The organism is Streptomyces sp. NPDC002784 (assembly GCF_053592135.1).
The window spans coordinates 145,429-169,122 of the sequence record NZ_JBSFVD010000008.1; the positions used below are offsets into that span (position 1 = coordinate 145,429).

Genomic DNA, 23,694 nt, shown 5'->3' on the forward strand with positions numbered 1-23,694 from the left:
CCTACCGGGGGTCTGGGGGTGTCCCCCAGAAAGCACAGCACCGCACTGACAATGCCCTCGGCGCCGTCAGCCGGTCCAGAAGTCCCACCAGCGGGTCATGATCAGGATGCCGATGACGCCGATGTGCAGCACCGGCAGCACCCAGGTGAACTCGCCGAAGAACGCCTTCAGCCAGCGCGGTCCGGGCAGGAAGCCGTTGCGCACGGTGAACGAGGTGACGTACCAGAACATGATGATCGTCGCGACCCAGGCCAGCGAGCACCACAGGCACAGGGCGCCGATGCGGTACAGCGACTGGAACTGCAGCCAGGTGCAGAAGCCGACGCCGAACAGGGTGCCGGCGTTGAAGGTGAGCCAGTACCAGCGCGGGAAGCGGGCGCGGGCGAGCAGGCTGATGCCGACGCAGACGACGACGCCGTAGGCGACGAGGCCGAGCATCGGGTTGGGGAAGCCGAAGACCGAGGCCTGGTCGCTCTCCATGACGCTGCCGCAGGAGACGACGGGGTTCAGGCTGCACCCGGGGACGAAGGTCTTCCCCTCGACCTTGGCCTCCAGCAGCTTGAACTTGTCGAGCGTGATGACCCACGCGGCGAGCAGCCCGGCCGCGCCGGTGATCACCAGCATCAGCGCGAAGGCCGTGCTGCCGCCCGCCGTGCGCGGCGCCTCGACGGTGCGCTCGGGCTCGGTGGAGACGTCTTGGAGGGTCGTCTTGCTCATCACGCCGATTCCGTCACTTGAGAGGTGGACCTTCTCCGGGCAGGGGTCATTGTGCCGCAAACGGACGCGTCCCCACCGTTCACTGGAGATAAGGAACCCTCGCGGGGGACCCGGAGCGTTCGGTTCACGACAACGGGGGCCTCGCGTTCCCGCGAAGCCCCCGTGACCGTGACGATGCGGCCCTCAGCCCAGCCGGGCCTCCAGCTCGGCGACGATCTCGTTCACGCCGATCGCCGTCTGCTCGCCGGACTCCATGTCCTTGAGCTGGACGACGCCCTCGGCGAGGTCGCGTTCGCCGGCGACGACCGTGTAGCGGGCGCCGCTGCGATTGGCGTTCTTCATGGCGCCCTTGAGGCCCTTGGCGCCGTAGGAGAAGTCCGCCGCGATGCCCTGCTTGCGCAGCTCGCCCACCTTGGCGAACAGCACCCGGCGGGCCTCCTCGCCGAGCGGGACCGCGAACACGCTGGTGGTGGAGGGCAGTTCGAGCTCGACGCCCTCCGCCTCCAGCGCGAGGACCGTGCGGTCGACGCCGAGGGCCCAGCCGACGGACGGCAGCGCGGGGCCGCCGATCATCTCGGACAGGCCGTCGTAGCGGCCGCCGCCGCCCACCGCGGACTGGGAGCCCAGACCGTCGTGCACGAACTCGAAGGTCGTCCGGGTGTAGTAGTCCAGGCCGCGCACCAGCTTGGGGTCGTCCTCGAAGCCGACGCCCGCGGCCGTGATCAGCTCGCGGACCTCCTCGTGGTACGCCTTGCACGCGTCGCAGAGGTAGTCGCGCAGCAGCGGCGCGTCCCCGAGCTGCTTCTGGACCGCCTCGCGCTTGTCGTCGAGGACGCGCAGCGGGTTGATGTCCGCCCGGCGCAGGGTCTCCTCGTCGAGGTCGAGGCCACGCAGGAACTCCTGGAGCGCGGCGCGGTAGACCGGACGGCACTCCTTGTCGCCCAGGCTGTTGAGCAGGATGCGGAAGTCGCGCAGGCCCAGCGAGCGGTACGCCTGGTCGGCCAGGATGATCAGCTCGGCGTCCAGCGCCGGGTCCTCCGCGCCGATCGCCTCGGCGCCGACCTGCGAGAAGTGGCGGTAGCGGCCCTTCTGGGGGCGCTCGTAGCGGTAGTAGGAGCCGGAGTACCAGAGCTTGACCGGGAGGTTGCCCGCCTTGTGCAGGCTGGCCTCCAGCGCGGCGCGCAGCACGGACGCGGTGCCCTCGGGGCGCAGGGCCAGCCGGTCGCCGCCCTTGGTCTCGAAGGCGTACATCTCCTTGGTCACGATGTCGGTGGACTCCCCGACTCCGCGCGCGAACAGCTCGACGCTCTCGAAGCCGGGCGTCTCGATGTAGCCGTAGCCGGAGTTGCGCAGCGGGGCGGCGATGGCCTCGCGGACGGCCAGGAACTTGGCGCTGTCCGGCGGGATGAGGTCGTAGGTGCCCTTGGGGGCCTTGAAGGTGCTCACGGGAGGTCTCTCGTCACATTCCTCGTCGGGGAGCCTGCGGGGCTCCTCCGCGATCTTGGCGGCCGGCGGCCACCTGCCGCAGATACGGGTTGGTGGCGCGCTCGTGGCCGATGGTCGTCTGGGGGCCGTGGCCGGACAGCACCACGGTCGAGTCGTCGAGCGGCAGGCACACGCGGGCCAGCGAGTCGAGGATCTCGGCCATGTCACCGCCGGGCAGGTCGGTGCGTCCGATGGAGCCGGCGAACAGCAGGTCGCCCGAGAAGAAGACCGGCGGGATGTCCGCCGCCTCGGGCATCCTGAAGGTCACCGACCCCTTGGTATGGCCCGGCGCATGGGCGACGGACAGCTCCAGGCCCGCCAGCTCCAGCTTCGCGCCGTCGGCCAGTTCCTTGACGTCGTCCGGCTCCCCGATGGTCAGCTCGCCCAGCAGCGGCATCCCGATGGAACGGCCGAGCGCCCGCTCGGGGTCGCTCATCATGTACCGGTCCTCGGGGTGGATCCAGGCCGGTACGTCGTGCGCGCCGCACACGGGGACGACCGAGGCCACATGGTCGAGGTGGCCATGGGTGAGGACGACGGCGACGGGCTTGAGCCGATGCTTCTTCAGTGCTTCCTCGACTCCGGGGGCCGCCTGGTGGCCCGGGTCGATGATCACGCACTCCTCACCGGCGGCGGGGGCGACGAGATAGCAGTTCGTCCCCCAGGCCCCGGCGGGGAACCCGGCAATGAGCACGATCGTCCTTCGTTGTGTCGGTTCGGGTGACAAGTCGGTGGGCTGCGCCTGAGGTCAGAGCCTACCGGCGCTGCCGATTCCTCAGCGAACCCATATACGGTACGGGGCACACGCAGACGGTCGGCCCACCGGACGCACTCGCACCGGTCGACGCATTCAGACGCTTGAGGAGACAACCCCGTGGTCAGCCAGGAACAGCGGCGGCGTCAGCTCGCCCGGGAGAAGTTCTTGCGGCAGCAGCAGCGGCGCACGGACGCGCGGCGCAAGTCACGCACGCGCAACGCGGTCATCGCGTCCGCGCTCGGCGTCGTACTCATCGGCAGCCTCGGGCTGTATACGGCCGGCGCCTTCGACGGGGACGACGGCAAGTCGAACGCGGGCGCGGAGGCCACCCCGAGCGCGGCGCCGACCAGCAAGGTCCCGGACCCGTGCAAGAAGCCGGCCGCGGGCAAGGTCGAGACCATGAGCTGGAAGAAGGAACCGGCCATGACCATCGACAAGTCCGCGGACTACACGATGAAGCTGGACACGACCTGCGGTGAGATCGACATAGCGCTCAAGGCGTCGGCCGCCCCGCACACCGTCAACTCCTTCAACTTCCTCGCCGGCAAGGGCTACTTCGACCACACCAAGTGCCACCGGCTGGTCGACAGCGGCATCTACGTGCTCCAGTGCGGCGACCCGACGGGCACCGGCACCGGCGGTCCCGGCTACACGATCCCGGACGAGAACCTCAAGGACAAGAGCCTCAAGGGCGACACCTACCCGGCGGGAACGGTCGCGATGGCGAACCAGTTCAACGCCCAGACCGGGGAGGGCAAGGACTCCGGCGGCAGCCAGTTCTTCCTCGTCTACCAGGACAGTCCGCTGCCGGCCAACTACACCCCGTTCGGCACGGTGTCGGAGGCGGGGATGAAGGTTCTCAAGAAGCTGGCGGCCGCCGGAGCGCAGCCCGCGGACCCCACGACGGGCAACACGGCGCCCCATGCGACCGTGGTGATCAACAAGGCAACTGTCACCAAATCCTGACCCCCCAACTGCGAAATTTCGGTCGCGCGGGATGCGGACAGGCAACCCGCCGGTCGCCTATGTTGGCCGTGACGAAACTGTGGACGATGCCCGGGGGCGCTGAAGCCCCGAGCAGGCATCATGTGGAGGAGGCGCTGTGAGCAGCGACCCGTGGGGCCGCGTCGACGAGACGGGGACCGTGTACGTGCGTACGGCCGACGGCGAGCAGGTCGTCGGTTCCTGGCAGGCCGGCTCCCCTGAGGAGGCGCTGGCCTACTTCGAGCGCAAGTACGAGGGCCTGGTTGTCGAGATCGGCCTCCTCGAGAAGCGAGTGAAGACCACCGACCTGTCCGCCAAGGACGCCCAGGTGGCGATCGACCACATTCGCCAGCAGGTCGACGCGCATCACGCGGTCGGTGACCTGGACGCGCTGCGGCAGCGTCTGGACAAGCTCGTGGAGACCGTCGAGAAGCGGCGCGAGGAGCGCAAGCAGCAGCGCGCGAAGCAGTCCGACGAGGCGCGGCACGCCAAGGAGGCGCTGGTCGCCGAGGCGGAGGAGCTGGCGCAGTCCGACCAGTGGCGGTCGGCCGGCGAGCGGCTGCGGTCGCTGGTGGACACCTGGAAGGGGCTGCCGCGGCTCGACCGCAAGTCGGACGACGAGCTGTGGCACCGCTTCTCGCACGCGCGCTCGGCGTTCTCCAAGCGCCGCAAGGCCCACTTCGCGGCGCTGGACGCGCAGCGCGAGGAGGCCCGCAGGACCAAGGAGCGTCTGGTCGCCGAGGCCGAGTCGCTGTCCGGGTCGACGGACTGGGGTCCGACGGCGGCCCGCTACCGCGAGCTGATGACGGAGTGGAAGGCCGCGGGCCGTGCCCAGCGCGAGCACGAGGACGACCTGTGGAACCGCTTCCGCGGTGCCCAGGACGTGTTCTTCGCCGCGCGCAGCTCGGTCTTCGCCGAGCGTGACGCCGAGCAGTCGGAGAACCTGAAGCTGAAGGAGGAGCTGGCCCATGAGGCCGAGAAGATCCTCCCGGTGACGGACCTCAAGGCCGCGCGTGCCGCGTTCCGCCAGATCAACGAGCGCTGGGAGGCCATCGGCCATGTGCCGCGGGACGCCCGGCCGAAGGTCGAGGGCCGGATGCACGCCGTCGAGCGGGCCATCCAGGCGGCCGAGGAGACCGAGTGGCGCCGGACCAACCCGGAGGCACGCGCGCGTGCCGAGGGTCTGACCGGCCAGCTCCAGGCCGCCGTGGACAAGCTGCGCGGCCAGATCGAGCAGGCGCGCGCCCAGGGCAACAACGCCAAGGCCGACAAGCTGGAGCGTGAGCTCGAGGGCCGCCAGGCGCTGCTCGACCAGGCCCTGAAGGGCCTTCAGGAGTTCGGCGGCTGACGACGCCCGAGAACATGGGAAGGGGCTCCCCGCGGGGAGCCCCTTTCTTCATGTCCCGTCTCGTCATGTCCCGTCTCGTCATGTCCCGTCAGGCGGGGCGAGGCACTACGACCGGCTGCGCGCCGAGGTGACCCGGTAGACGTCGTAGACGCCCTCCACTCCCCGGACCGCCTTCAGGACGTGCCCGAGGTGCTTGGGGTCGCCCATCTCGAAGGTGAAGCGGGAGGTGGCGACGCGGTCGCGCGAGGTCTGCACGGCCGCCGACAGGATGTTGACGTGCTGGTCGGACAGGACGCGGGTGACGTCCGACAGCAGCCGCGAGCGGTCCAGGGCCTCGACCTGGATGGCGACCAGGAAGACCGAGGACTGGGTGGGCGCCCACTCGACGTCGAGGATGCGCTCGGGCTCGCGGGACAGTGAATCCACGTTCACGCAGTCGCTGCGGTGAACCGATACACCGCTGCCCCGGGTCACGAAGCCGATGATCGGGTCGCCGGGGACGGGTGTGCAGCAGCGGGCGAGCTTGACCCAGACGTCGTCGACGCCCTTGACCACCACACCGGGGTCCTGGCTGCTGCGCCGCTTGCGGCTGCGCCCGCGCGCGGGCGGCACCGACTCGTCGATCTCCTCGGAGGCCGCCTCCTCGCCGCCGAGCGCCTGCACCAGTTTCTGTACGACGTTCTGCGCGGCCACATGGCCTTCGCCGATCGCTGCGTACAGCGAGGAGATGTCGGGGTAGCGCATCTCGTGCGCGAGCGTGACGAGGGAGTCGCCGGTGAGGATGCGCTGGATCGGCAGGTTCTGCTTGCGCATCGCGCGGGCGATGGCGTCCTTGCCCTGCTCGATCGCCTCGTCGCGGCGCTCCTTGGAGAACCACGCCCGGATCTTGTTGCGGGCACGCGGCGACTTGACGAAGCCGAGCCAGTCGCGGGACGGGCCCGCGCCGGCTGCCTTGGAGGTGAAGACCTCCACCAAGTCACCGTTGTCCAGGGTGGATTCGAGCGGGACGAGACGGCCGTTGACCCGTGCGCCTATGGTGCGGTGGCCGACCTCGGTGTGGACGGCGTAGGCGAAGTCGACGGGGGTGGCGCCCGCGGGGAGCGCTATGACGTCGCCCTTGGGGGTGAAGACGAAGACCTCGTTGCGGGACAGGTCGAAGCGCAGGGACTCCAGGAACTCGCCCGGGTCCTCGGTCTCCTTCTGCCAGTCCAGCAACTGGCGCAGCCACGCCATGTCGTTGAGGTGGTCGTCCTTGCCCTTGCCGGCCTTGGGCACGTCGGTGCGCACCTTGGAGGCACCGGCGACGGCCTCCTGCTTGTACTTCCAGTGCGCGGCGATGCCGTACTCGGCGCGGCGGTGCATGTCGAAGGTGCGGATCTGGAGCTCGACCGGCTTGCCGTTGGGGCCGATGACCGTCGTGTGCAGCGACTGGTACATGTTGAACTTGGGCATCGCGATGTAGTCCTTGAACCGCCCCGGAACCGGGTTCCAGCGGGCGTGGACGGTGCCCAGCGCGGCGTAGCAGTCGCGGACGGTGTCCACCAGGACGCGGATGCCCACCAGGTCGTAGATCTCCGCGAAGTCACGGCCGCGGACGATCATCTTCTGGTAGACGCTGTAGTAGTGCTTCGGGCGGCCGGTGACGGTGGCCTTGATGCGGGCCGCGCGCAGGTCCTGCTGGACCTCGTCGGTCACTATGGCCAGGTACTCGTCGCGCTTCGGTGCCCGCTCGGCCACCAGCCGGACGATCTCGTCGTACATCTTGGGGTAGAGGATCGCGAAGGCGAGGTCCTCCAGTTCCCACTTGATGGTGTTCATGCCCAGGCGGTGGGCGAGCGGCGCGTAGATCTCCAGGGTCTCGCGCGCCTTCTTCTCCTGCTTCTCGCGCTTGAGGTAGCGCATGGTGCGCATGTTGTGCAGCCGGTCGGCGAGCTTGATGACCAGGACGCGCGGGTCCTTGGCCATGGCGACGACCATCTTGCGCACGGTCTCGGCCTGCGCGGCCTCACCGAACTTGACCTTGTCGAGCTTGGTGACGCCGTCGACGAGCAGGGCGACGGAGTCGCCGAAGTCCCGGCGGAGCTGGTCGAGGCCGTACTCGGTGTCCTCGACGGTGTCGTGCAGCAGGCCCGCCATCAGCGTGGCCGGGTCCATGCCCAGCTCGGCGAGGATGGTGGTGACGGCGAGCGGGTGCGTGATGTACGGGTCGCCGCTCTTGCGCTTCTGGCCGCGGTGCCAGCGCTCGGCGACCTGGTAGGCCTTCTCGATCTGCCGGAGGGTGGCCGTCTCGATCTTCGGGTCGTTGCTGCGCACTATCCGCAGCAGGGGCTCCAGCACCGGGTTGTACGGGTTGGAGCGCTGCACTCCGAGGCGGGCGAGACGGGCGCGGACGCGGTTGGAGGAGCCGGTGCGGGGCGGCTGGCCGGTGTTGGGGCGGACCACGGGGGCGGCCGGGCGCTCGGCGGGGGCCGGCTTGGGGCGCGACTCGTCGGCCGACTTGTCGACGGGCGCGGACTGGGCGTGCTCGACCGGCCCGCGGGCGTCGTTCTTCGCGTTCGACGTCTTCGGCGCGGGCTTGTCCGCGGGGCCCGAGGCGGACTCGGGCTTGGCGGCGGTCAGGTGCTGGGCCTCGTCTGGCAAGAGGGCTCCTCGTGCGCGATCCGGGTCCCCCGGTCAGGCTCCGGATACCCCATGGTAGCGATCCTGCGCCCCAGGATCGCCTTCAGGCCGATGTGAGGGCCGTATACCGGAGGAACGCGAGGGACTGGCGCCGGATTCCCGAGGAGGGGTTTCCGCGTCGCGCCGGGCACGGAAACGGCCGCCCCGAGGTACCGGGACGGCCGTTTCCGTGACGCGCGGGGTCAGACCCTGAGCAGCGCTTCCAGCGGGGCGCCGGCCAGCGCGGGCTCCAGGCGGGCGCGGCCGCCGAGGAACCCGAGCTCCATCAGCACGGCCAGGCCCGAGACCTCGGCGCCCGCCCTGCGGATGAGCTGGATCGAGGCCTCGGCGGTGCCGCCGGTGGCGAGGACGTCGTCGACGATCAGGACGCGGTCCTCGGCGGTGAGGTCCTCGGCGTGCACCTCGATCTCCGCCGAGCCGTACTCCAGGTCGTAGGCCTGGCCGAGGGTGGCTCCGGGGAGCTTGCCCGCCTTGCGCACCGGGATGAAGCCCAGTCCGGCGCGGACGGCGACGGGGGCACCGAGGATGAAGCCGCGGGCCTCCAGGCCGACGACCTTGGTGGCGCCGGTGCGCTCGGCGATCTGCGCGAGGGCGTCGGTGAGCGCGGTGAACGCGGCCGGGTCCGCCAGCAGCGGGGTGATGTCCTTGAACATCACTCCCGGCTCCGGGTAGTCGGCCACATCACGGATGCGGCTGAGCAGCAGCTCCTCGATGCCGGTCATCGCCGCTTCCCCGACGGGCGGCCACGGCCCCGGGTGCGGGACGCGGGCTGGTTGCGGGGGCCGACGACCGCGGGCGCGGCATCGTCCGGCTCGTCGTCGTAGGGCTCGTCGACCGGGCCGTCGCCCACCGGCTCACCGTTGGCCGCGGCCTGGGCGCGCTTGGCGAGTACGCGCTTCTTCAGGGCCTTCATCCGCGGCTCGAGCTCCTTGAGATCGGCCACGAGCGGGGTGGCGATGAAGATCGAGGAGTACGCACCGGCGGCGAGGCCGACGAACAGCGACAGCGAGATGTCGTTCAGCATGCCGGCGCCGAGGAAGCCACCGCCGATGAACAGCAGGCCGGCCACCGGCAGCAGCGCGACCACCGTGGTGTTGACGGAACGCACCAGCGTGCTGTTGATCGACCGGTTGGCGATGTCGCTGTAGGTCCAGCGGGTCTGTTTGGTGATGTCCTTGGTCTGTTCCTTGAGGCTGTCGAAGACGACCACCGTGTCGTAGAGCGAATAGCCGAGGATGGTCAGCAGACCGATCACCGTGCCCGGGGTGACCTCGAAGCCCACCAGGGCGTAGATGCCGACGGTGATGGTGATGTCGTGGATCAGCGCGACGAACGCGGCCACCGCCATGCGCCACTCGAAGGCGATGGCCAGATAGATCACCACCAGGACCAGGAAGATCCCGAGGCCCTGCCATGCCTTGTTGGCGATCTGCTCACCCCAGCTGGGGCCGACCAGCTCGCCGGTGACGTCGTTCTCGTCGACCTTCAGGTCCTTGGCGAGCTCCGCGGAGACCCGGTCGGCCTCCTTGGTCTCGATGCCCGCGACCTGGATGCGCAGCTTGCCGTCGCCGAGCTTCTGCACGATCGCGTCGTGGCCGGAGGCCTCTTCCGCGTACTCCTGCGCCTGGGCGACGGAGACGGAGGTCTTCGGGGTGGTGAAGACCGCGCCGCCCTGGAACTCGATGCCCATGTTCAGGCCGCGCACCGCGAGGCCCGCGATCGCCGCGATGGTGATCAGGATGGACAGGCCGTACCAGAGCTTGCGGTTGCCGACGAAGTCGTAGCCGACCTCGCCACGGTGCAGTCGGGCGCCGAGGTTGCCGAGCTTCGACATCTCACGCCTCCTTCGGGTCGACGGGGCCGGCGGGACGACGGGTACGGCGCAGCGGCGGCTTGGCCCCCAGTCGCATGGGGTCGAGGCCGGACCAGGGGTGGCCGCTCGCGAAGAACGTGGTGCGGGCCAGCAGGGTCAGCAGGGGCTTGGTGAACAGGAACACGACCACCACGTCGAGCACGGTGGTCAGGCCCAGCGTGAACGCGAAGCCCTGGACCTTGCCGACGGTGACGACGAACAGCACCGCGGCGGCCAGGAACGACACGAAGTCGGAGACGAGGATGGTGCGCCGGGCGCGCGGCCAGGCCCGCTCCACGGCGGGGCGCAGCGAGCGGCCCTCGCGGATCTCGTCCCGGACGCGTTCGAAGTACACGATGAAGGAGTCCGCCGTGATGCCGATGGCGACGATGGCACCGCAGACGGCCGGCAGGTTCAGCGCGAAGCCGATGGCCGGGCCCAGCAGCGACATGATCACGTAGGTGAGGGCGGCGGAGACCAGCAGCGAGGCGATGGCGACGAGCGACAGGCCGCGGTAGTAGACCACCAGGTACAGGACGACCAGGGCGAGACCGATCGCGCCCGCGATCAGACCGGCCTTGAGCTGCTCGCCGCCGAGCGCGGCGGTCACCGTGGTGACGCTGTCCTCGCTGAAGGACAGCGGCAGGGCGCCGTACGACAGCATGTTGGCGAGGCTCTGGGCGGACTCCTGGTCGAAGTTGCCGGAGATCTCGGCGTTGCCGCCGGTCAGCGCCTGGCTGACGCGCGGGTCGGAGACGACCTCGTTGTCCAGGACGATGGCGAACTGGTTCTGCGGGGGCTGGTTCTGCGCCAGCTTGCCGGTGATGTCACCGAACTTCTTGCGGCCCTCGCCCGTGAACTTCATGTTCACGGTCCAGCCGGCGCCGGTCGTGGTGGCGAAGGCGGCCTCGGCCTCGGCGACGTCCGTGCCGTCGACCTCGGCGGGGCCGAGGATGTACTTCTGCCACTGGCCCGGCGTGCTCTGGCCGCAGGCCACGGTCGGCTCGGTGGGCTTGGCGCCGTCACCCGCCTTGGCGCGGGCCGTCTCGTCGGTGCAGTCGAGGGCCGCGTACTGGGCTTCGAGCTTGCTGGTGTCCGCGGCGCCGGAGGCGCTGGCGGACGGCGAGGCGCTGGAGCTGGGGCTCGCCGATCCGGTGGGGTCCGCCTTGAGGGCGTCGGTGACCGCGCGGCCCTGGGAGGTGGCGCTCGCCGAGGGGGTGCCGGTCGCCGAGGGGGACGAGGAGGAGGTCGCCTTGTCGGTCGCCTTGTCGGTCGCCTTGTCCGTGGCGCTGCTGGAGGCGCTCGGCGACGGGCTGGTCGTCGCGGCGGCGTCGGCGGCCTCGGTGGCGATGACCGGGCGGAAGTACAGCTTGGCGGTGGTGCCGACCTGGTCCCGGGCTTCCTTGGAGTTCGTGCCCTTGGGGATGTTGACGATGATGTTCTTGTCGCCCTGGGTCTGGACCTCGGCCTCCGAGACACCAAGACCGTTGACACGCCGCTCCATGATCTCGACGGCGGTGTCCATGTTGGTCTTGTTGATCGCGGATTCCTGGCCCGGCTCGGCCTCCGCGCGCAGCGTGATGCTCGTACCGCCGGCCAGGTCGATGCCCAGACGCGGGGTGGTGTGCCCGGAGAGGAACATTCCCCCGGTGAGCGCCACGATGGCGATCAGAATGAGGGCCAGCGAGCGCCCCGGCCTGCTCTGGGCGCTCGCGCTCCGGCCCTTCTTAGGTGCTGCCACCTTCTCGTACTCCCTCTCGGGCCGCCTCTCGCCGGGTGGGCGCCGGCGGCCATGACATGTAGTCGGGATGCCGTGCGAGAGCCGCGCGTGCCCGGGGCGCGCGGGTCACGCCCGCGCGCTCCGGGATGCGGCTACTTCGCGCCGGATTCGCCGTCGGACTTCTTCGGCTCGCTGTCGGCCTTCGTCTCGGCGGCCGCGACGTCGTCGGCGGGCTCCGCGTCCGCGTCCTTCTTCCCGAGGTCGACGGCCTTCTCGTCGGAGGCGGCGGCAGCGTCGTCGGACTCGGTGAGGGAGGAGGCGTCGTCCGGAACGATGTCGGCGTCGGCCTTCAGGTCGTGCTCGATGCCGTGGACGATGCGGTTGTACTCGTCGTCCGTGAGGACGGCACCGATGGCGTTCTTCGCGAAGAGCAGGTCCACGCCCGGGCCGGCGTCGAGGAGGACGGTGTCCTCGTTGACCTCCTTGACCGTGGCGTACATGCCCCCGATGGTGCGGACGCCGGAACCGGGCTGCATCTGGTTCCGCATGTCGGCGGCCTGCTGCTGCTTCTTCTTGGCCGACCGGGTCATCAGGAACATGGCCCCGATGAGCACGATGAACGGGAGGAGGGTCACGAGACTCACGGGTCGGAACTTCCTTCACACGACCGCGATGGTGAGCGGCCTGATGGTTGGGGGTGTATGTGCCGCCGACAACGGCGGCATCGGCGGAGTCTAAGCGAGTCCGCGTGCAAGGAACAACGCTCAGCATGGCACCGAGGTTCCTGACCCGGCCAATGCCCGCGCCGGGCGAGCCCCGGCACGGGGTCCTCACGCCCCGAACAGGTCCCCTTGTCCGTTTCCGGCCGCCGCGGAGCGGGGCGGGGTGAGGCCGAGATGCGCCCATGCGGCGGGCGTGGCCACCCGGCCCCGGGGCGTACGGGCCAGCAGACCCTCCCGGACCAGGAAGGGCTCGGCGACCTCCTCGACCGTCTCGCGCTCCTCGCCGACCGCGACGGCGAGGGTGGACAGGCCGACCGGCCCGCCGCCGAACAGCTTGAGCAGGGCCTCCAGCACCCCCCGGTCCAGCCGGTCCAGGCCCCGGGCGTCGACCTCGTAGACCGCGAGGGCCGCGGCCGCGATGTCCTTCGTGATCACGCCGTCCGCCTTGACCTGGGCATAGTCGCGCACCCGGCGCAGCAGCCGGTTGGCGATGCGGGGCGTGCCACGGGAGCGGCCGGCGATCTCGGCGGCGCCGGCGGAGTCGATCTCGACGTCGAGGAGGTGGGCGGAGCGGTGGATGACGCGCTCCAGCTCGGCCGGCTCGTAGAACTCCATGTGCGCGGTGAAGCCGAAGCGGTCGCGCAGCGGCGGCGGCAGCAGTCCCGCGCGGGTGGTGGCGCCGACCAGGGTGAAGGGGGGCAGCTCCAGGGGGATGGCGGTGGCGCCGGGGCCCTTGCCGACGATCACGTCGACGCGGAAGTCCTCCATCGCCATGTACAGCATCTCCTCGGCGGGCCGGGACATGCGGTGGATCTCGTCGAGGAAGAGGACCTCGCCCTCCTGGAGGGAGGAGAGGATCGCCGCGAGGTCGCCGGCGTGCTGGATGGCGGGCCCGGAGGTGATGCGGATCGGGGCGCCCATCTCGGCCGCGATGATCATCGACAGGGTGGTCTTGCCGAGGCCGGGAGCGCCGGAGAGCAGGACGTGGTCGGCGGTGGCGCCCCGCGCGCGGGCGGCGCGCAGGACCAGGTCGAGCTGTTCGCGGACCTTCTCCTGGCCGATGAACTCGCCCAGGTCCTTGGGGCGCAGCGCCGCCTCGACGGCCTGGTCGTCCCGGTCGGCGGACGCGCCGACGAGCCGCTCCTCGGCGGGGGTGTCGGTCGTGTCGTCCCAGTTCACGGCAGTTCTCCTCGGTGCGTGCTAGCGGGCGCGGTTCAGCGTCTGGAGGGCCGCCTTCAGCAGCTGCCCCACTTGCGGCGTGCCCTCGGCCGCCTCCGCCTGGGGCGCCACCGCGGACACGGCCTCGTCCGCCTCCCGGGTCGCGTACCCGAGGCCGAGCAGCGCCGCGTGCAGCTGGTCGCGCCAGCCCTGGGTGACCGGTGCGCCGACGGCGGGGGCGCCGATCGGCTCGCCGAGCCGGTCCTTGAGCTCCAGCAGCAGCTTCTGGGCGCCCTTCTTGCCGATGCCGGGGACGGCGGTGAGCGCCTTCTCGTCGCTGGTCGCGACGGCTCTGCGCAGGGCGTCGGGCGCGTGCACGGCGAGCATGGCCTGCGCCAGGCGGGGCCCGACCCCGCTCGCGGTCTGCAGCAGCTCGAAGACCTGGCGCTCGTCGTCGTCCACGAAGCCGTACAGGGTCAGCGAGTCCTCGCGGACCACGAGGGAGGTGGCGAGTTTGGCCTGCTGGCCCATGCGCAGCCCGGAGAGCGTGTTGGGCGTGCACTGGACCGCGATGCCGATCCCGCCCACCTCGACCACCGCGGAGTCGGGGGCGAGGGCGGCGACCGGGCCGCTGACGAAGGCGATCATGTCGTACGGCCTTTCGATGCGTGCAGGGCCACGGCCTGCTGGAGTCGGTTCTGGGCGGGGGCGCGCCAGATGTGGCAGATGGCGAGCGCGAGGGCGTCGGCGGCGTCCGCGGGCTTGGGCGGCGCGCTGAGCCGCAGCAGCCGGGTGACCATGGCGCCGACCTGGGCCTTGTCGGCGCGGCCGCTGCCGGTGACGGCCGCCTTGACCTCGCTGGGGGTGTGCAGGGCGACCGGGATGCCACGGCGGGCGGCGCAGAGCATGGCGACGGCGCTGGCCTGGGCGGTGCCCATCACGGTGCGGACGTTGTGCTGGCTGAACACCCGCTCCACGGCGACGCATTCGGGCCGGTGTTCGTCGAGCCACCGCTCGATGCCCTGCTCGACGGCGACGAGGCGCTGCCCCAGCTCGGCGTCCGCGGGCGTGCGTACGACCCCGACGCCGAGCATGGTGAGCGGCCGGCCCGCGACTCCCTCGACCACGCCGACCCCGCACCGCGTCAGGCCCGGGTCCACCCCCAGTACGCGCACTGAGCGCCCCTCCTTCGATCGCCTGTTTGTGCAGGCTATCCGCCGGCACTGACAACGGCGGCGGGCCGGTGGGTGTGTCCCACCGGCCCGCCGGTATCCGCTCGGTCCGCGGCAGGGTTACGCGTCGACCTTCTCCATGATCTCGTCGCTGACGTCGAAGTTGGCGAAGACGTTCTGCACGTCGTCGCTGTCCTCGAGCGCGTCGATCAGCTTGAAGATCTTCTTCGCGCCCTCCTCGTCGAGCTCGACCTGCATGGTCGGGACGAAGTTGGCCTCGGCGGAGTCGTAGTCGATGCCGGCCTCCTGGAGGGCGGTGCGCACCGCGACCAGGTCGGTTGCCTCGCTGAGCACCTCGAAGGACTCACCGAGGTCGTTGACCTCCTCGGCGCCGGCGTCCAGGACGGCGGCGAGGACGTCGTCCTCGGTCAGCTCGCCCTTGGGGACGATCACGACGCCCTTGCGGTGGAAGAGGTACGACACCGAGCCCGGGTCGGCCATGTTGCCGCCGTTGCGGGTCATGGCGACGCGGACGTCGGAGGCGGCGCGGTTGCGGTTGTCGGTGAGGCACTCGATGAGCACGGCGACACCGTTGGGGCCGTAGCCCTCGTACATGATCGTCTCGTAGTCGGCGCCGCCGGCCTCGAGACCGCCACCGCGCTTGATCGCGGAGTCGATGTTCTTGTTCGGGACCGAACTCTTCTTGGCCTTCTGGACGGCGTCATAGAGCGTCGGGTTGCCGTCGAGGTCGACGCCGCCCATGCGCGCCGCGACCTCGATGTTCTTGATCAGCTTCGCGAAGAGCTTGCCGCGCTTGGCATCGATCACGGCCTTCTTGTGCTTCGTCGTGGCCCATTTAGAGTGGCCGGACATCTGCCTGTCTCCTTCGCGTAACCCGTCTATGAACGAACGCCAGCGATCCTACAAGGAGTCGGCCGCCCGGTTGGCGCGCACCATCTCGACGAAGAGCCCGTGCACGCGGTGGTCGCCGGTCAGTTCCGGGTGGAACGACGTGGCGAGCGCGTTGCCCTGGCGGACCGCGACGATGTGGCCGTCGTGCTCGGCGAGCACCTCGGCCTGGGCGCCGACGGACTCCACCCACGGGGCGCGGATGAAGACGCCCTCCACAGGATCGCCCGGGATGCCCGTCACGTCGAGGGCCGCCTCGAAGGACTCGTTCTGGCGTCCGAAGGCGTTGCGGCGCACGATCATGTCGATGCCGCCGATGGTCTCCTGGCCCGAGCGCGGGTCGAGGATCTTGTCGGCGAGCATGATCATGCCGGCGCAGGTGCCGTAGACGGGCAGTCCGGCACGCACGCGTGCGCGCAGCGGCTCCATGACGCCGAACAGGACGGCGAGCTTGGAGATGGTGGTGGACTCGCCGCCGGGGATGACCAGGCCGTCGATGTCGTCGAGCTCTTCGGGGCGCCGCACCGGCCTGGCCACGGCGTCGGCCGCGGCCAGGGCGATGAGGTGCTCCCGTACGTCGCCCTGGAGTGCGAGCACTCCGACCACGGGAGCGGTCATCACCAGCCCCGGTTCGCGTAGCGCTCGGCCTCGGGGAGGGTGTCGCAGTTGATGCCGACCATGGCCTCGCCGAGGTTGCGGGAGGCGTCCGCGATGATCTTCGGGTCGTCGTAGAAGGTGGTGGCCTTCACGATGGCGGCGGCGCGCTTGGCGGGGTCGCCCGACTTGAAGATGCCGGAGCCGACGAAGACGCCCTCGGCGCCGAGCTGGCGCATCAGCGCGGCGTCGGCCGGGGTGGCGACGCCACCGGCGGAGAACAGCACGACCGGCAGCTTGCCGAGCTCGCTGACCTCCTTGACCAGCTCGTAGGGGGCGCGCAGCTCCTTGGCGGCGGCGTACAGCTCGTTGTTGTCGAAGCCGCGCAGCTTGGCGATCTCGTTCTTGATCTGGCGCAGGTGGCGGACGGCCTCGACGACGTTGCCGGTGCCGGCCTCGCCCTTGGAGCGGATCATGGCCGCGCCCTCGGCGATGCGGCGCAGGGCCTCGCCCAGGTTGGTGGCACCGCAGACGAAGGGGGTGGTGAACGCCCACTTGTCGGAGTGGTTGACCTCGTCGGCCGGGGTGAGGACCTCGGACTCGTCGATGTAGTCCACGCCGAGGGACTGCAGGACCTGGGCCTCGACGAAGTGGCCGATGCGGGACTTGGCCATCACCGGGATGGAGACCGCTTCGATGATGCCCTCGATCATGTCCGGGTCGGACATACGGGCCACGCCGCCGTCCTTGCGGATGTCGGCCGGGACCCGCTCCAGGGCCATGACGGCGACGGCGCCCGCGTCCTCGGCGATCTTCGCCTGCTCCGGCGTGACGACGTCCATGATCACGCCGCCCTTGAGCTGCTCGGCCATGCCGCGCTTCACGCGGGCGGTGCCGGTTGCGGGAGCCTGGTTCTCGGTGCTGGACACGGGTTGACCTCACATATGTGAAAAGAGGGTTGCTACCGCACCGAGGAAACGTGAATGGGCCAGTCCACAGCAAGGGCCAATGGTCAGGCGGTGGATCCTTTTCGGGTACGGCGGCCTAGGCGGACCGGTCCGTGAGCGCCGACGGGGGCTCGTCGTCCATCTCGAAGGCCAGCGGGAACGGCGCGTGGCCGGCCAGCCGGAACCAGCGGACCTTGTGGTGCCGGCGCAGCGAGCGGGCGGCGCGTACCGCGTCGTTGTGGAAGCGACGGGCCATCGGCACCCTGCGCACCGCCTCGGTCAGTTCGCGGGCGGCCTCCTCTCCCCCGGGCGCCTGGCGGACCTCCTCGACCTGCTGGGCCTCGGCGAACACGGCCCGCAGCGCCTGGCTGAGTTCGCTCTCGGCGACCTCCCGGTGCTCCTCCTCGGCCTGCCGGGCGGCGTGGGCTGCCTCGTAGAGGACGATCGAGGCGGCCGGGTCGAGCACCCCGGAGGTGGCGAGTTCCTGGGTCACCGAGGCCCGCCTGAGCAACTGGGCGTCCAGGGCGGCACGGGTCGCGTCGATCCGGGCGTGCAGCCGGTCCAGACGGCCCGCGGTCCAGCTCAGATACAGGCCGATCGCGACGAGGGCGACGAGGATCCAGATGAGGGTTGCGGTCACGGGCGGCAAGGTTACCGAGACCCCACCGGCACGCTACGAGCGCCCATGCCGGTGCGCTTGGGCGGTGCTCACCGCAAGTGCGCGCGTGGTCTCGGCCGGGGCGGTGTGGGGTGCCCAACCCCTTGGGTCCCGGCGCGCTTGGGTGGGTGCTCACCGCGTGAGCGCGCGTGGTTCCGGTCGGGGGGTGCGGGGCGCCCAGCCCTTTGGGCCCCGGTCCACTTGGGCGGGTGCTCACCGTGTCGGCGTGTGTGGTCTCGGCCGGGGGCGGTGTGGGCACGACCCGCTCTCGGGCCTCGGCCGGGCCCAAGGGCTGGGCACCCCACACCGGCCGAAGCCAAGCGCGCACACGCCAAGAACACCCGCGCACAACGACACGCCGGGCCACACGCCCACACGCCCCTGCCCGACCCCCCAGCGTGCCGCCACTCGGCCCTGGCCGTCCGCATCACTCCGGGGCACGCGCCGTGCTGCCAGCGCCGGGCACCGACCCGGCGAGCCCTCGCAGCACCTGTGCGCGCCGGGCCACCACGCCCGCTGAAGCCGCGCCACCCATACGCGCGCCTCACGACGAACCGGCGCACGCATACCCGTACCGCCGCCCCAGCCCCCACACGCGGCCGGCCCTGCCAAGCGGCGCCCCCCGGCTCAGTCCCGCGCCAACCCGAGCCGTGCCCGTAGCCCCGGGAACCGGTCCGTGCGGTCGTCCGCTGCTACCGCTGTCGTTCCGTCGGTCACCGTCTCGTACACCGACAGGATGTCCGCGCCGACCGTCGACCAGTCGAACCGCCGGACATGGGCGCTGCCCCGCTCGCGCAGTTCCGCGCGCCGGGCCGGGTCCTCCAGCAGCCGTACCGCCGCCTCGGCGAGCGCGTCGGCGTTCTCGTTGGCGAACAGTTCGCCCGCCGCTCCCTGGTCCAGTACCTGGGCGAAGGCGTCCAGGTCCGAGGCGAGCACCGGCGCCCCCGCCGACATCGCCTCGACCAGGATGATCCCGAAGCTCTCGCCGCCGGTGTTGGGGGCGACGTAGAGGTCGACACTGCGCAGGAAGCGTGCCTTGTCCTCGTCGCTGACCATGCCGAGGAACTCCACGCGCGAGCGCAGGTCCTGCGGCAGGTCCTCCACCGCCTCCTCCGCGTCACCGCGCCCGGCGACCAGCAGCCGGGCCTGCGGCCGCGCGGCGAGGATCCGCGGCAGCGCCTTCACCAGCACCGGCAGGCCCTTGCGCGGTTCGTCGATCCGGCCGATGAACCCGATCGTGTCACCCTGCCACTCCGGCTTGGGCTCGGCCTTGGCGAAGAAGTCGACGTCGACGCCGTTGGGGATGACGACCGCGTCCCCTCCCAGGTGCTCCACCAGCGTGCGGCGGGCGTACTCGCTGACCGCGATCCGCGCGCTGATCTTCTCCAGGGCGGCCTGGAGGATCGAGTACGCGGCGATCATGGCCTTGGAGCGCGGGTTGGAGGTGTGGAAGGTCGCGACCAGCGGGCCCTGCGCGGCCCAGCAGGTCAGCAGCCCGAGGGACGGCGAGGACGGCTCGTGGATGTGGACGACGTCGAACGCGCCGTCGTGCAGCCAGCGCCGCACCCGCGCGGCCGACAGGAAACCGAAGTTCAGCCGGGCCACCGAGCCGTTGTACGGCACCGGGACGGCACGGCCGGCCGAGACGACGTACGGCGGCAGCGGGGTGTCGTCGTCGGCGGGAGCCAGCACGGACACCTCGTGGCCGAGGCGGATGAAGTACTCGGCCAGGTCCCGGATGTGGAACTGGACGCCGCCCGGCACGTCCCAGGAGTACGGGCAGACGATGCCGATCCTCACGACGAGCCCTTCGCGGAGTCGAGATCGGCCACCCACAAGCGCTGCAGCATGTGCCAGTCCTCCGGATGCTCGGCGATCCCCGTGGCGAAGGCGTCGGCCAGCGCCTGTGTCATGACAGACGTCTTCTCGGCCCGGGTACCTGTCTCGGGCACCTCGACCGGGGGATGCACCCGGCCCCGCATCATGCGCGGGCCGTCGTACCAGAGCGTCGCCGGAAGCAGCAGCGCGCCCGTGTGCTGGGCGAGCAGCGCCGGTCCGGCCGGCATCCGGGCCGTCTCGCCGAAGAACTTGACCTCGACGCCGGAGGCGGACAGATCCCGGTCGGCGACCAGGCAGACCAGTCCGCCGTCGCGCAGCCGCCGGGCCAGCGTGCCGAACGCGGAGCCGCCGCTGTGCGGCAGCACCTCCATGCCGAGGCCCTCGCGGTAGGCGACGAACCGGTCGTAGAGGGTCTCCGGCTTCAGCCGCTCGGCGACCGTCGTGAACGGCGTGTTCAGCGCGGTGGTCGCGTAGGCGCCGGCCAGGTCCCAGTTGCCGAGGTGCGGCAGTGCCAGGACGACGCCCTTGCCGGCCGCCAGGCCCTCGGTCAGGCGGTGCAGGTCCTTGATCTCGACCCCGGTCCTGATGCGTTCCGCGCTCCAGGCCGGGAGCCGGAAGGACTCCATCCAGTAGCGCAGGTACGAGCGCATGCCCGCGCGGGAGAGTTCGGCGAGGCGCTGGGGGCTCGCGTCGGGCACCACGCGCGCGTAGTTGCTCTCCAGCCGCAGCACGCCCTGGCCGCGCCGCTTCCACGCGGCGTCCGCGATCGCCTGGCCGAGCCGTACCGCGACCGGCTCGGGCAGCTTCTTCACGGTGCTCCAGCCCAGGCCGTACAGCGCGTCCGTCAGCCGCTCCCGGGCGCTCATTTCGCGGCCTCGTTCCCCCGCGCGGTGCTCCCCTGCCCGGTGTTCCCGGCCGCGTCGGCCCGGTCCGCCTCGGCGGATTCCCGGCGGACGGTGACGACCCGCTGGATCAGCGTGATCAGGCTGCCCACGGCGACGATCCACAGCGCGACGGGCAGCAGGTACTGGATGCCGGGCACCCCGAAGGCGTGCAGGCCCGCGAGTCCGGCCGCGACCAGGGAGATCACCAGCCGCTCGGCCCGCTCGATGAGACCGTTCACGGCGACCGGCAGCCCGATCGACTCGCCCCGGGCCTTGGTGTACGACACCACCTGGCCGCTCGCCAGGCAGAAGATGGAGACCGCGCACAGCACGAGGTCGTCGCCGCCCCCGGCGTACCAGAGCGCGAAGCCGCCGAAGACGGCGCCGTCGGCGACCCGGTCGAGCGTGGAGTCCAGGAAGGCCCCCCAGCGGCTGGAGCGGCCCAGTTGGCGGGCCATGTTGCCGTCGACGAGGTCGGAGAACACGAACAGCGTGATCACGACCGTGCCCCAGAAGAACTCGCCCTGCGGGTAGAACACCAGCGCGCCCGCCATCACGCCGGCGGTGCCGATCAGCGTGACCGTGTCGGGGCTGACGCCCCGCCGGATCAGAAACGCGGCGAACGGTGTGAGGACACGCGTGAAGAATGCACGCGCGTACTTGTTCAGCATGGCCTTCCCGAGGTTCGGTGTGGCCGCGCGGCCCCTGCTGGCCACCGGCTGGCCCATCGTAGCCACGCGCGCGTGGCCGCGGCGGCCGGGCGCCGGTTCACGGGACGGGCAGGAGCGGCGGGCGGGACCGGCGGGCGCGATCACGTCCGCCGTATGGACGCACCGTGACGGGAGTGGAAAGCTCGAAGAACCGCGGGCGTCACCGGAGCCGCCACCGAACGCGGAGTCGCACGTCCGCGCCCCCAGAAGACCTCACCGTGCACGGGAGGCAAGGCCATGGGCGACAAGGCGAACGCACACCCCGGAGCCGCCGGCAGGGCAACGGCGGCCGACCACCCCGCGTCCGTACGGAATGTGGTGCTGGTCGGCCACTCCGGATCGGGCAAGACGACGTTGGTGGAAGCTCTCGCGCTCACCGCGGGGGCAGTGAACCGGGCGGGCCGCGTGGAGGACGGCGGCACCGTTTCCGACTACGACGACATCGAGCACCGCCAGCAACGCTCGGTACAGCTCTCCCTGGTGCCCGTCGAATGGGACGGCATCAAGGTCAACCTTCTGGACACCCCCGGATACGCCGACTTCGTCGGGGAACTCAGGGCCGGTCTGCGAGCGGCGGACGCGGCCCTTTTCGTCGTCTCGGCCTCCGACGGCGTGGACGGCTCGACCCGCATGGTGTGGGAGGAGTGCGCGGCGGTCGGCATGCCGCGCGCCATCGTGATCACGCACCTGGAGTCCGCGCGCGCGGACTACGAGGAGATGACGCGGATCTGCGCGGACGCCTTCGGCGCCGACGACCCCGACGCCGTGCTCCCGCTCTACCTGCCCCTGCACGGCCCGCCGGCACCGGACGGGCACGCGCCGGTGACCGGCCTGATCGGGCTGCTGTCGCGGAAGCTGTTCGACTACTCCTCCGGGGAGCGCAAGGAGTCCGAACCCGGAGCGGACCTGCTGCCCCGGATCGAGGAGGCCCGCAACCGGCTCATCGAGGGGATCATCGCCGAGAGCGAGGACGAGACCCTCATGGACCGCTATCTCGGCGGCGAGCAGGTCGACGTCAAGACCCTCATCCAGGACCTGGAGCGGGCCGTCGCGCGCGGGGTCTTCTTCCCCGTCCTGGCCGCCGCCCCCGCGGCCGAGGGCGCCCGGCACGGCCTCGGCACCATCGAGCTGCTGGAGCTGGTCACCGGCGGCTTCCCGACCCCTCTGGAGCGCGAGGCGCCCCGGGTCACCACGATCGACGGCAAGCCGCGCGAGCTGAAGCTGTGCGATCCGGAGGGGCCGCTGGTCGCGGAGGTCGTCAAGACGGCGTCGGACCCCTACGTCGGCCGGGTCTCGCTCGTCCGCGTCTTCTCCGGCACCCTGCGCCCCGACCAGACGGTCCATGTCTCCGGGCACGGCCTCGCCGACCGCGGGCACGAGGACCACGACGTCGACGAACGGATCGGCGCGCTGTCCCGGCCGTTCGGCAAGCAGCAGCGGGCCCTGACCCACTGCATCGCCGGCGACCTCGCCAGCGTGGCGAAACTGAACCGCGCGGAGACCGGCGACACCCTCTCCGCCAAGGACGACCCGCTGCTGATGGAACCGTGGGAGATGCCCGACCCGCTGCTGCCGCTGGCCATCCAGGCGCACAGCAAGGCCGACGAGGACAAGCTCTCCCAGGGCCTGTCCCGGCTGGTCGCCGAGGACCCCACCATGCGTCTGGAGCAGAACCAGGACACCCACCAGGTGGTCCTGTGGTGCCTCGGCGAGGCCCACGCCGACGTGGCCCTGGAGCGGCTGCGCAGCCGCTACGGCGTCCAGGTCGACGTCGTACCGCACCGGGTGTCGCTGCGGGAGACGTTCGCCGCCAGGTCGGCCGGGCGCGGGCGGCATGTGAAGCAGTCCGGCGGGCACGGGCAGTACGCCATCTGCGAGATCGAGGTCGAGCCGCTGCCCGGCGGCTCGGGCATCGAGTTCGTGGACAAGGTGGTCGGCGGAGCCGTACCGCGGCAGTTCATCCCCTCCGTCGAGAAGGGCGTACGCGCCCAGGCCGCCAGGGGAGTCGCGGCCGGCCATCCGCTCATCGACGTCCGGGTCACCCTCACCGACGGCAAGGCGCACTCGGTGGACTCCTCCGACGCCGCCTTCCAGACGGCCGGCGCGCTGGCCCTGCGGGAGGCCGCGGCCGACGCGAAGATCCACCTCCTGGAGCCGGTCGCCGAGGTGAGTGTGCTGGTCGGCGACGAGTACGTGGGCGCCGTGATGAGCGACCTGTCCGGGCGGCGCGGCCGGGTGCTCGGCACCGAGCAGACCACGGGCAACCGCACCCTGGTCCGCGCCGAGGTGCCGGAGATCGAGATCGGCCGGTACGCCGTCGACCTGCGCTCCCTGTCGCACGGTACCGCCCGCTTCCACCGCTGCTACGCGCGGCACGAGCCGATGCCGCCGCAGGTCGCCGAAAGGGTCCGTGAACAGACCCGGGAATCGGCGTAGTTGGTACCGGGCACCAGCCGGGCGGGGTCGAACGGGTCCCGCCCGGAAGGCCCTTGTGCAGCGCTCCCCTCCGCGTCGGCGGGCGGCTTCGGCCGTCCGCCGACGAACTGCCGGTGACTGCGG

21 protein-coding genes are annotated in these 23,694 nt (G+C 71.1%); 3 read left to right on the forward strand and 18 right to left on the reverse strand.

Translation table 11 applies throughout. The annotated features are described in order from the left end of the window. Positions 1–66: 66 nt before the first annotated feature. The 3 genes from ACWD1Z_RS17430 to ACWD1Z_RS17440 all read right to left on the reverse strand — a co-directional run bounded on the left by ACWD1Z_RS17430 (position 67) and on the right by ACWD1Z_RS17440 (position 2,896). Complete coding sequence (locus ACWD1Z_RS17430) at positions 67–717, reverse strand: vitamin K epoxide reductase family protein (protein ID WP_451119511.1); 651 nt, start codon at positions 715–717, stop codon at positions 67–69. 183 nt (positions 718–900) lie between these two features. Continuing rightward, entirely contained in the window at positions 901–2,163 is a 1,263-nt protein-coding gene (gene hisS, locus ACWD1Z_RS17435; RefSeq protein ID WP_451119512.1) for a histidine--tRNA ligase, read from the reverse strand. Between the two features lie 13 nt (positions 2,164–2,176). Beyond that, the gene (locus ACWD1Z_RS17440) at positions 2,177–2,896 is read right to left on the reverse strand and encodes an MBL fold metallo-hydrolase (protein WP_451119514.1); all 720 of its coding nucleotides are present in this window, start codon (positions 2,894–2,896) and stop codon (positions 2,177–2,179) included. 180 nt (positions 2,897–3,076) lie between these two features. On the opposite strand from ACWD1Z_RS17440, the gene ACWD1Z_RS17445 reads away from it, so the two are divergent. Together ACWD1Z_RS17445 and ACWD1Z_RS17450 are read left to right on the forward strand one after the other, a co-directional pair. Then, positions 3,077–3,925 carry a peptidylprolyl isomerase gene (locus ACWD1Z_RS17445; protein WP_451119516.1) on the forward strand — a complete coding sequence of 283 codons (849 nt, stop codon included), beginning with the start codon at positions 3,077–3,079 and terminating at the stop codon, positions 3,923–3,925. Positions 3,926–4,061: 136 nt separating this feature from the next. Further along, positions 4,062–5,291, forward strand: coding sequence for a DUF349 domain-containing protein (locus ACWD1Z_RS17450; protein WP_451119518.1), 1,230 nt, complete (start codon positions 4,062–4,064; stop codon positions 5,289–5,291). A 105-nt stretch (positions 5,292–5,396) separates the two neighbouring features. Here the strand turns inward: ACWD1Z_RS17450 and ACWD1Z_RS17455 are convergent, their stop codons facing one another. From ACWD1Z_RS17455 to pgsA, 15 genes are all read right to left on the reverse strand, one after another. Further along, positions 5,397–7,931, reverse strand: a complete 2,535-nt coding sequence (locus ACWD1Z_RS17455; RefSeq protein ID WP_451119519.1) for a RelA/SpoT family protein — start codon at positions 7,929–7,931, stop codon at positions 5,397–5,399. Between the two features lie 221 nt (positions 7,932–8,152). Further along, positions 8,153–8,692 carry an adenine phosphoribosyltransferase gene (locus tag ACWD1Z_RS17460; RefSeq protein ID WP_451119520.1) on the reverse strand — a complete coding sequence of 180 codons (540 nt, stop codon included), beginning with the start codon at positions 8,690–8,692 and terminating at the stop codon, positions 8,153–8,155. Next, entirely contained in the window at positions 8,689–9,804 is a 1,116-nt protein-coding gene (gene secF / locus ACWD1Z_RS17465; RefSeq protein WP_451119522.1) for a protein translocase subunit SecF, read from the reverse strand. The genes ACWD1Z_RS17460 and secF overlap by 4 nt, the downstream gene beginning before the upstream one ends. A gap of 1 nt (position 9,805) precedes the next feature. Next, positions 9,806–11,563, reverse strand: coding sequence for a protein translocase subunit SecD (gene secD / locus ACWD1Z_RS17470; protein WP_451119523.1), 1,758 nt, complete (start codon positions 11,561–11,563; stop codon positions 9,806–9,808). Between the two features lie 131 nt (positions 11,564–11,694). Beyond that, a complete protein-coding gene (gene yajC, locus ACWD1Z_RS17475) occupies positions 11,695–12,186 on the reverse strand; it encodes a preprotein translocase subunit YajC (RefSeq protein ID WP_451119525.1) in 492 nt (163 codons plus the stop codon). Between the two features lie 186 nt (positions 12,187–12,372). Further along, complete coding sequence (gene ruvB, locus ACWD1Z_RS17480) at positions 12,373–13,443, reverse strand: Holliday junction branch migration DNA helicase RuvB (RefSeq protein WP_451119527.1); 1,071 nt, start codon at positions 13,441–13,443, stop codon at positions 12,373–12,375. A 21-nt stretch (positions 13,444–13,464) separates the two neighbouring features. Further along, positions 13,465–14,070 carry a Holliday junction branch migration protein RuvA gene (gene ruvA, locus ACWD1Z_RS17485; protein WP_451119529.1) on the reverse strand — a complete coding sequence of 202 codons (606 nt, stop codon included), beginning with the start codon at positions 14,068–14,070 and terminating at the stop codon, positions 13,465–13,467. Continuing rightward, positions 14,067–14,597, reverse strand: a complete 531-nt coding sequence (ruvC, locus tag ACWD1Z_RS17490; protein ID WP_451119530.1) for a crossover junction endodeoxyribonuclease RuvC — start codon at positions 14,595–14,597, stop codon at positions 14,067–14,069. The genes ruvA and ruvC overlap by 4 nt, the downstream gene beginning before the upstream one ends. A 117-nt stretch (positions 14,598–14,714) precedes the next feature. After that, the gene (locus tag ACWD1Z_RS17495; protein WP_451119531.1) at positions 14,715–15,467 is read right to left on the reverse strand and encodes a YebC/PmpR family DNA-binding transcriptional regulator; all 753 of its coding nucleotides are present in this window, start codon (positions 15,465–15,467) and stop codon (positions 14,715–14,717) included. A 48-nt stretch (positions 15,468–15,515) separates the two neighbouring features. Continuing rightward, the gene (gene pdxT / locus ACWD1Z_RS17500) at positions 15,516–16,121 is read right to left on the reverse strand and encodes a pyridoxal 5'-phosphate synthase glutaminase subunit PdxT (RefSeq protein WP_451119533.1); all 606 of its coding nucleotides are present in this window, start codon (positions 16,119–16,121) and stop codon (positions 15,516–15,518) included. Beyond that, entirely contained in the window at positions 16,121–17,026 is a 906-nt protein-coding gene (gene pdxS, locus ACWD1Z_RS17505) for a pyridoxal 5'-phosphate synthase lyase subunit PdxS (protein ID WP_389419253.1), read from the reverse strand. The genes pdxT and pdxS overlap by 1 nt, the downstream gene beginning before the upstream one ends. Before the next feature lie 115 nt (positions 17,027–17,141). Continuing rightward, positions 17,142–17,684: a hypothetical protein gene (locus ACWD1Z_RS17510; RefSeq protein ID WP_451119535.1), complete on the reverse strand. Its 543-nt coding sequence runs from the start codon at positions 17,682–17,684 to the stop codon at positions 17,142–17,144. A 645-nt stretch (positions 17,685–18,329) separates the two neighbouring features. Next, positions 18,330–19,502 (reverse strand): glycosyltransferase family 4 protein, encoded by a 1,173-nt coding sequence (locus ACWD1Z_RS17515; protein ID WP_451119537.1) that lies wholly within the window; start codon positions 19,500–19,502, stop codon positions 18,330–18,332. Continuing rightward, on the reverse strand, positions 19,499–20,407 hold the full coding sequence (locus ACWD1Z_RS17520) for a phosphatidylinositol mannoside acyltransferase (protein WP_451119538.1): 909 nt from the start codon (positions 20,405–20,407) through the stop codon (positions 19,499–19,501). Before ACWD1Z_RS17520 ends, ACWD1Z_RS17515 begins: the two co-directional genes overlap by 4 nt. Next, a complete protein-coding gene (gene pgsA / locus ACWD1Z_RS17525; protein ID WP_451119708.1) occupies positions 20,404–21,153 on the reverse strand; it encodes a phosphatidylinositol phosphate synthase in 750 nt (249 codons plus the stop codon). The genes ACWD1Z_RS17520 and pgsA overlap by 4 nt, the downstream gene beginning before the upstream one ends. A gap of 219 nt (positions 21,154–21,372) precedes the next feature. Here pgsA and ACWD1Z_RS17530 point away from each other — a divergent pair, with 219 nt between their 5' ends. Beyond that, positions 21,373–23,571 carry an elongation factor G-like protein EF-G2 gene (locus ACWD1Z_RS17530; RefSeq protein ID WP_451119540.1) on the forward strand — a complete coding sequence of 733 codons (2,199 nt, stop codon included), beginning with the start codon at positions 21,373–21,375 and terminating at the stop codon, positions 23,569–23,571. Positions 23,572–23,694 lie beyond the last annotated feature (123 nt).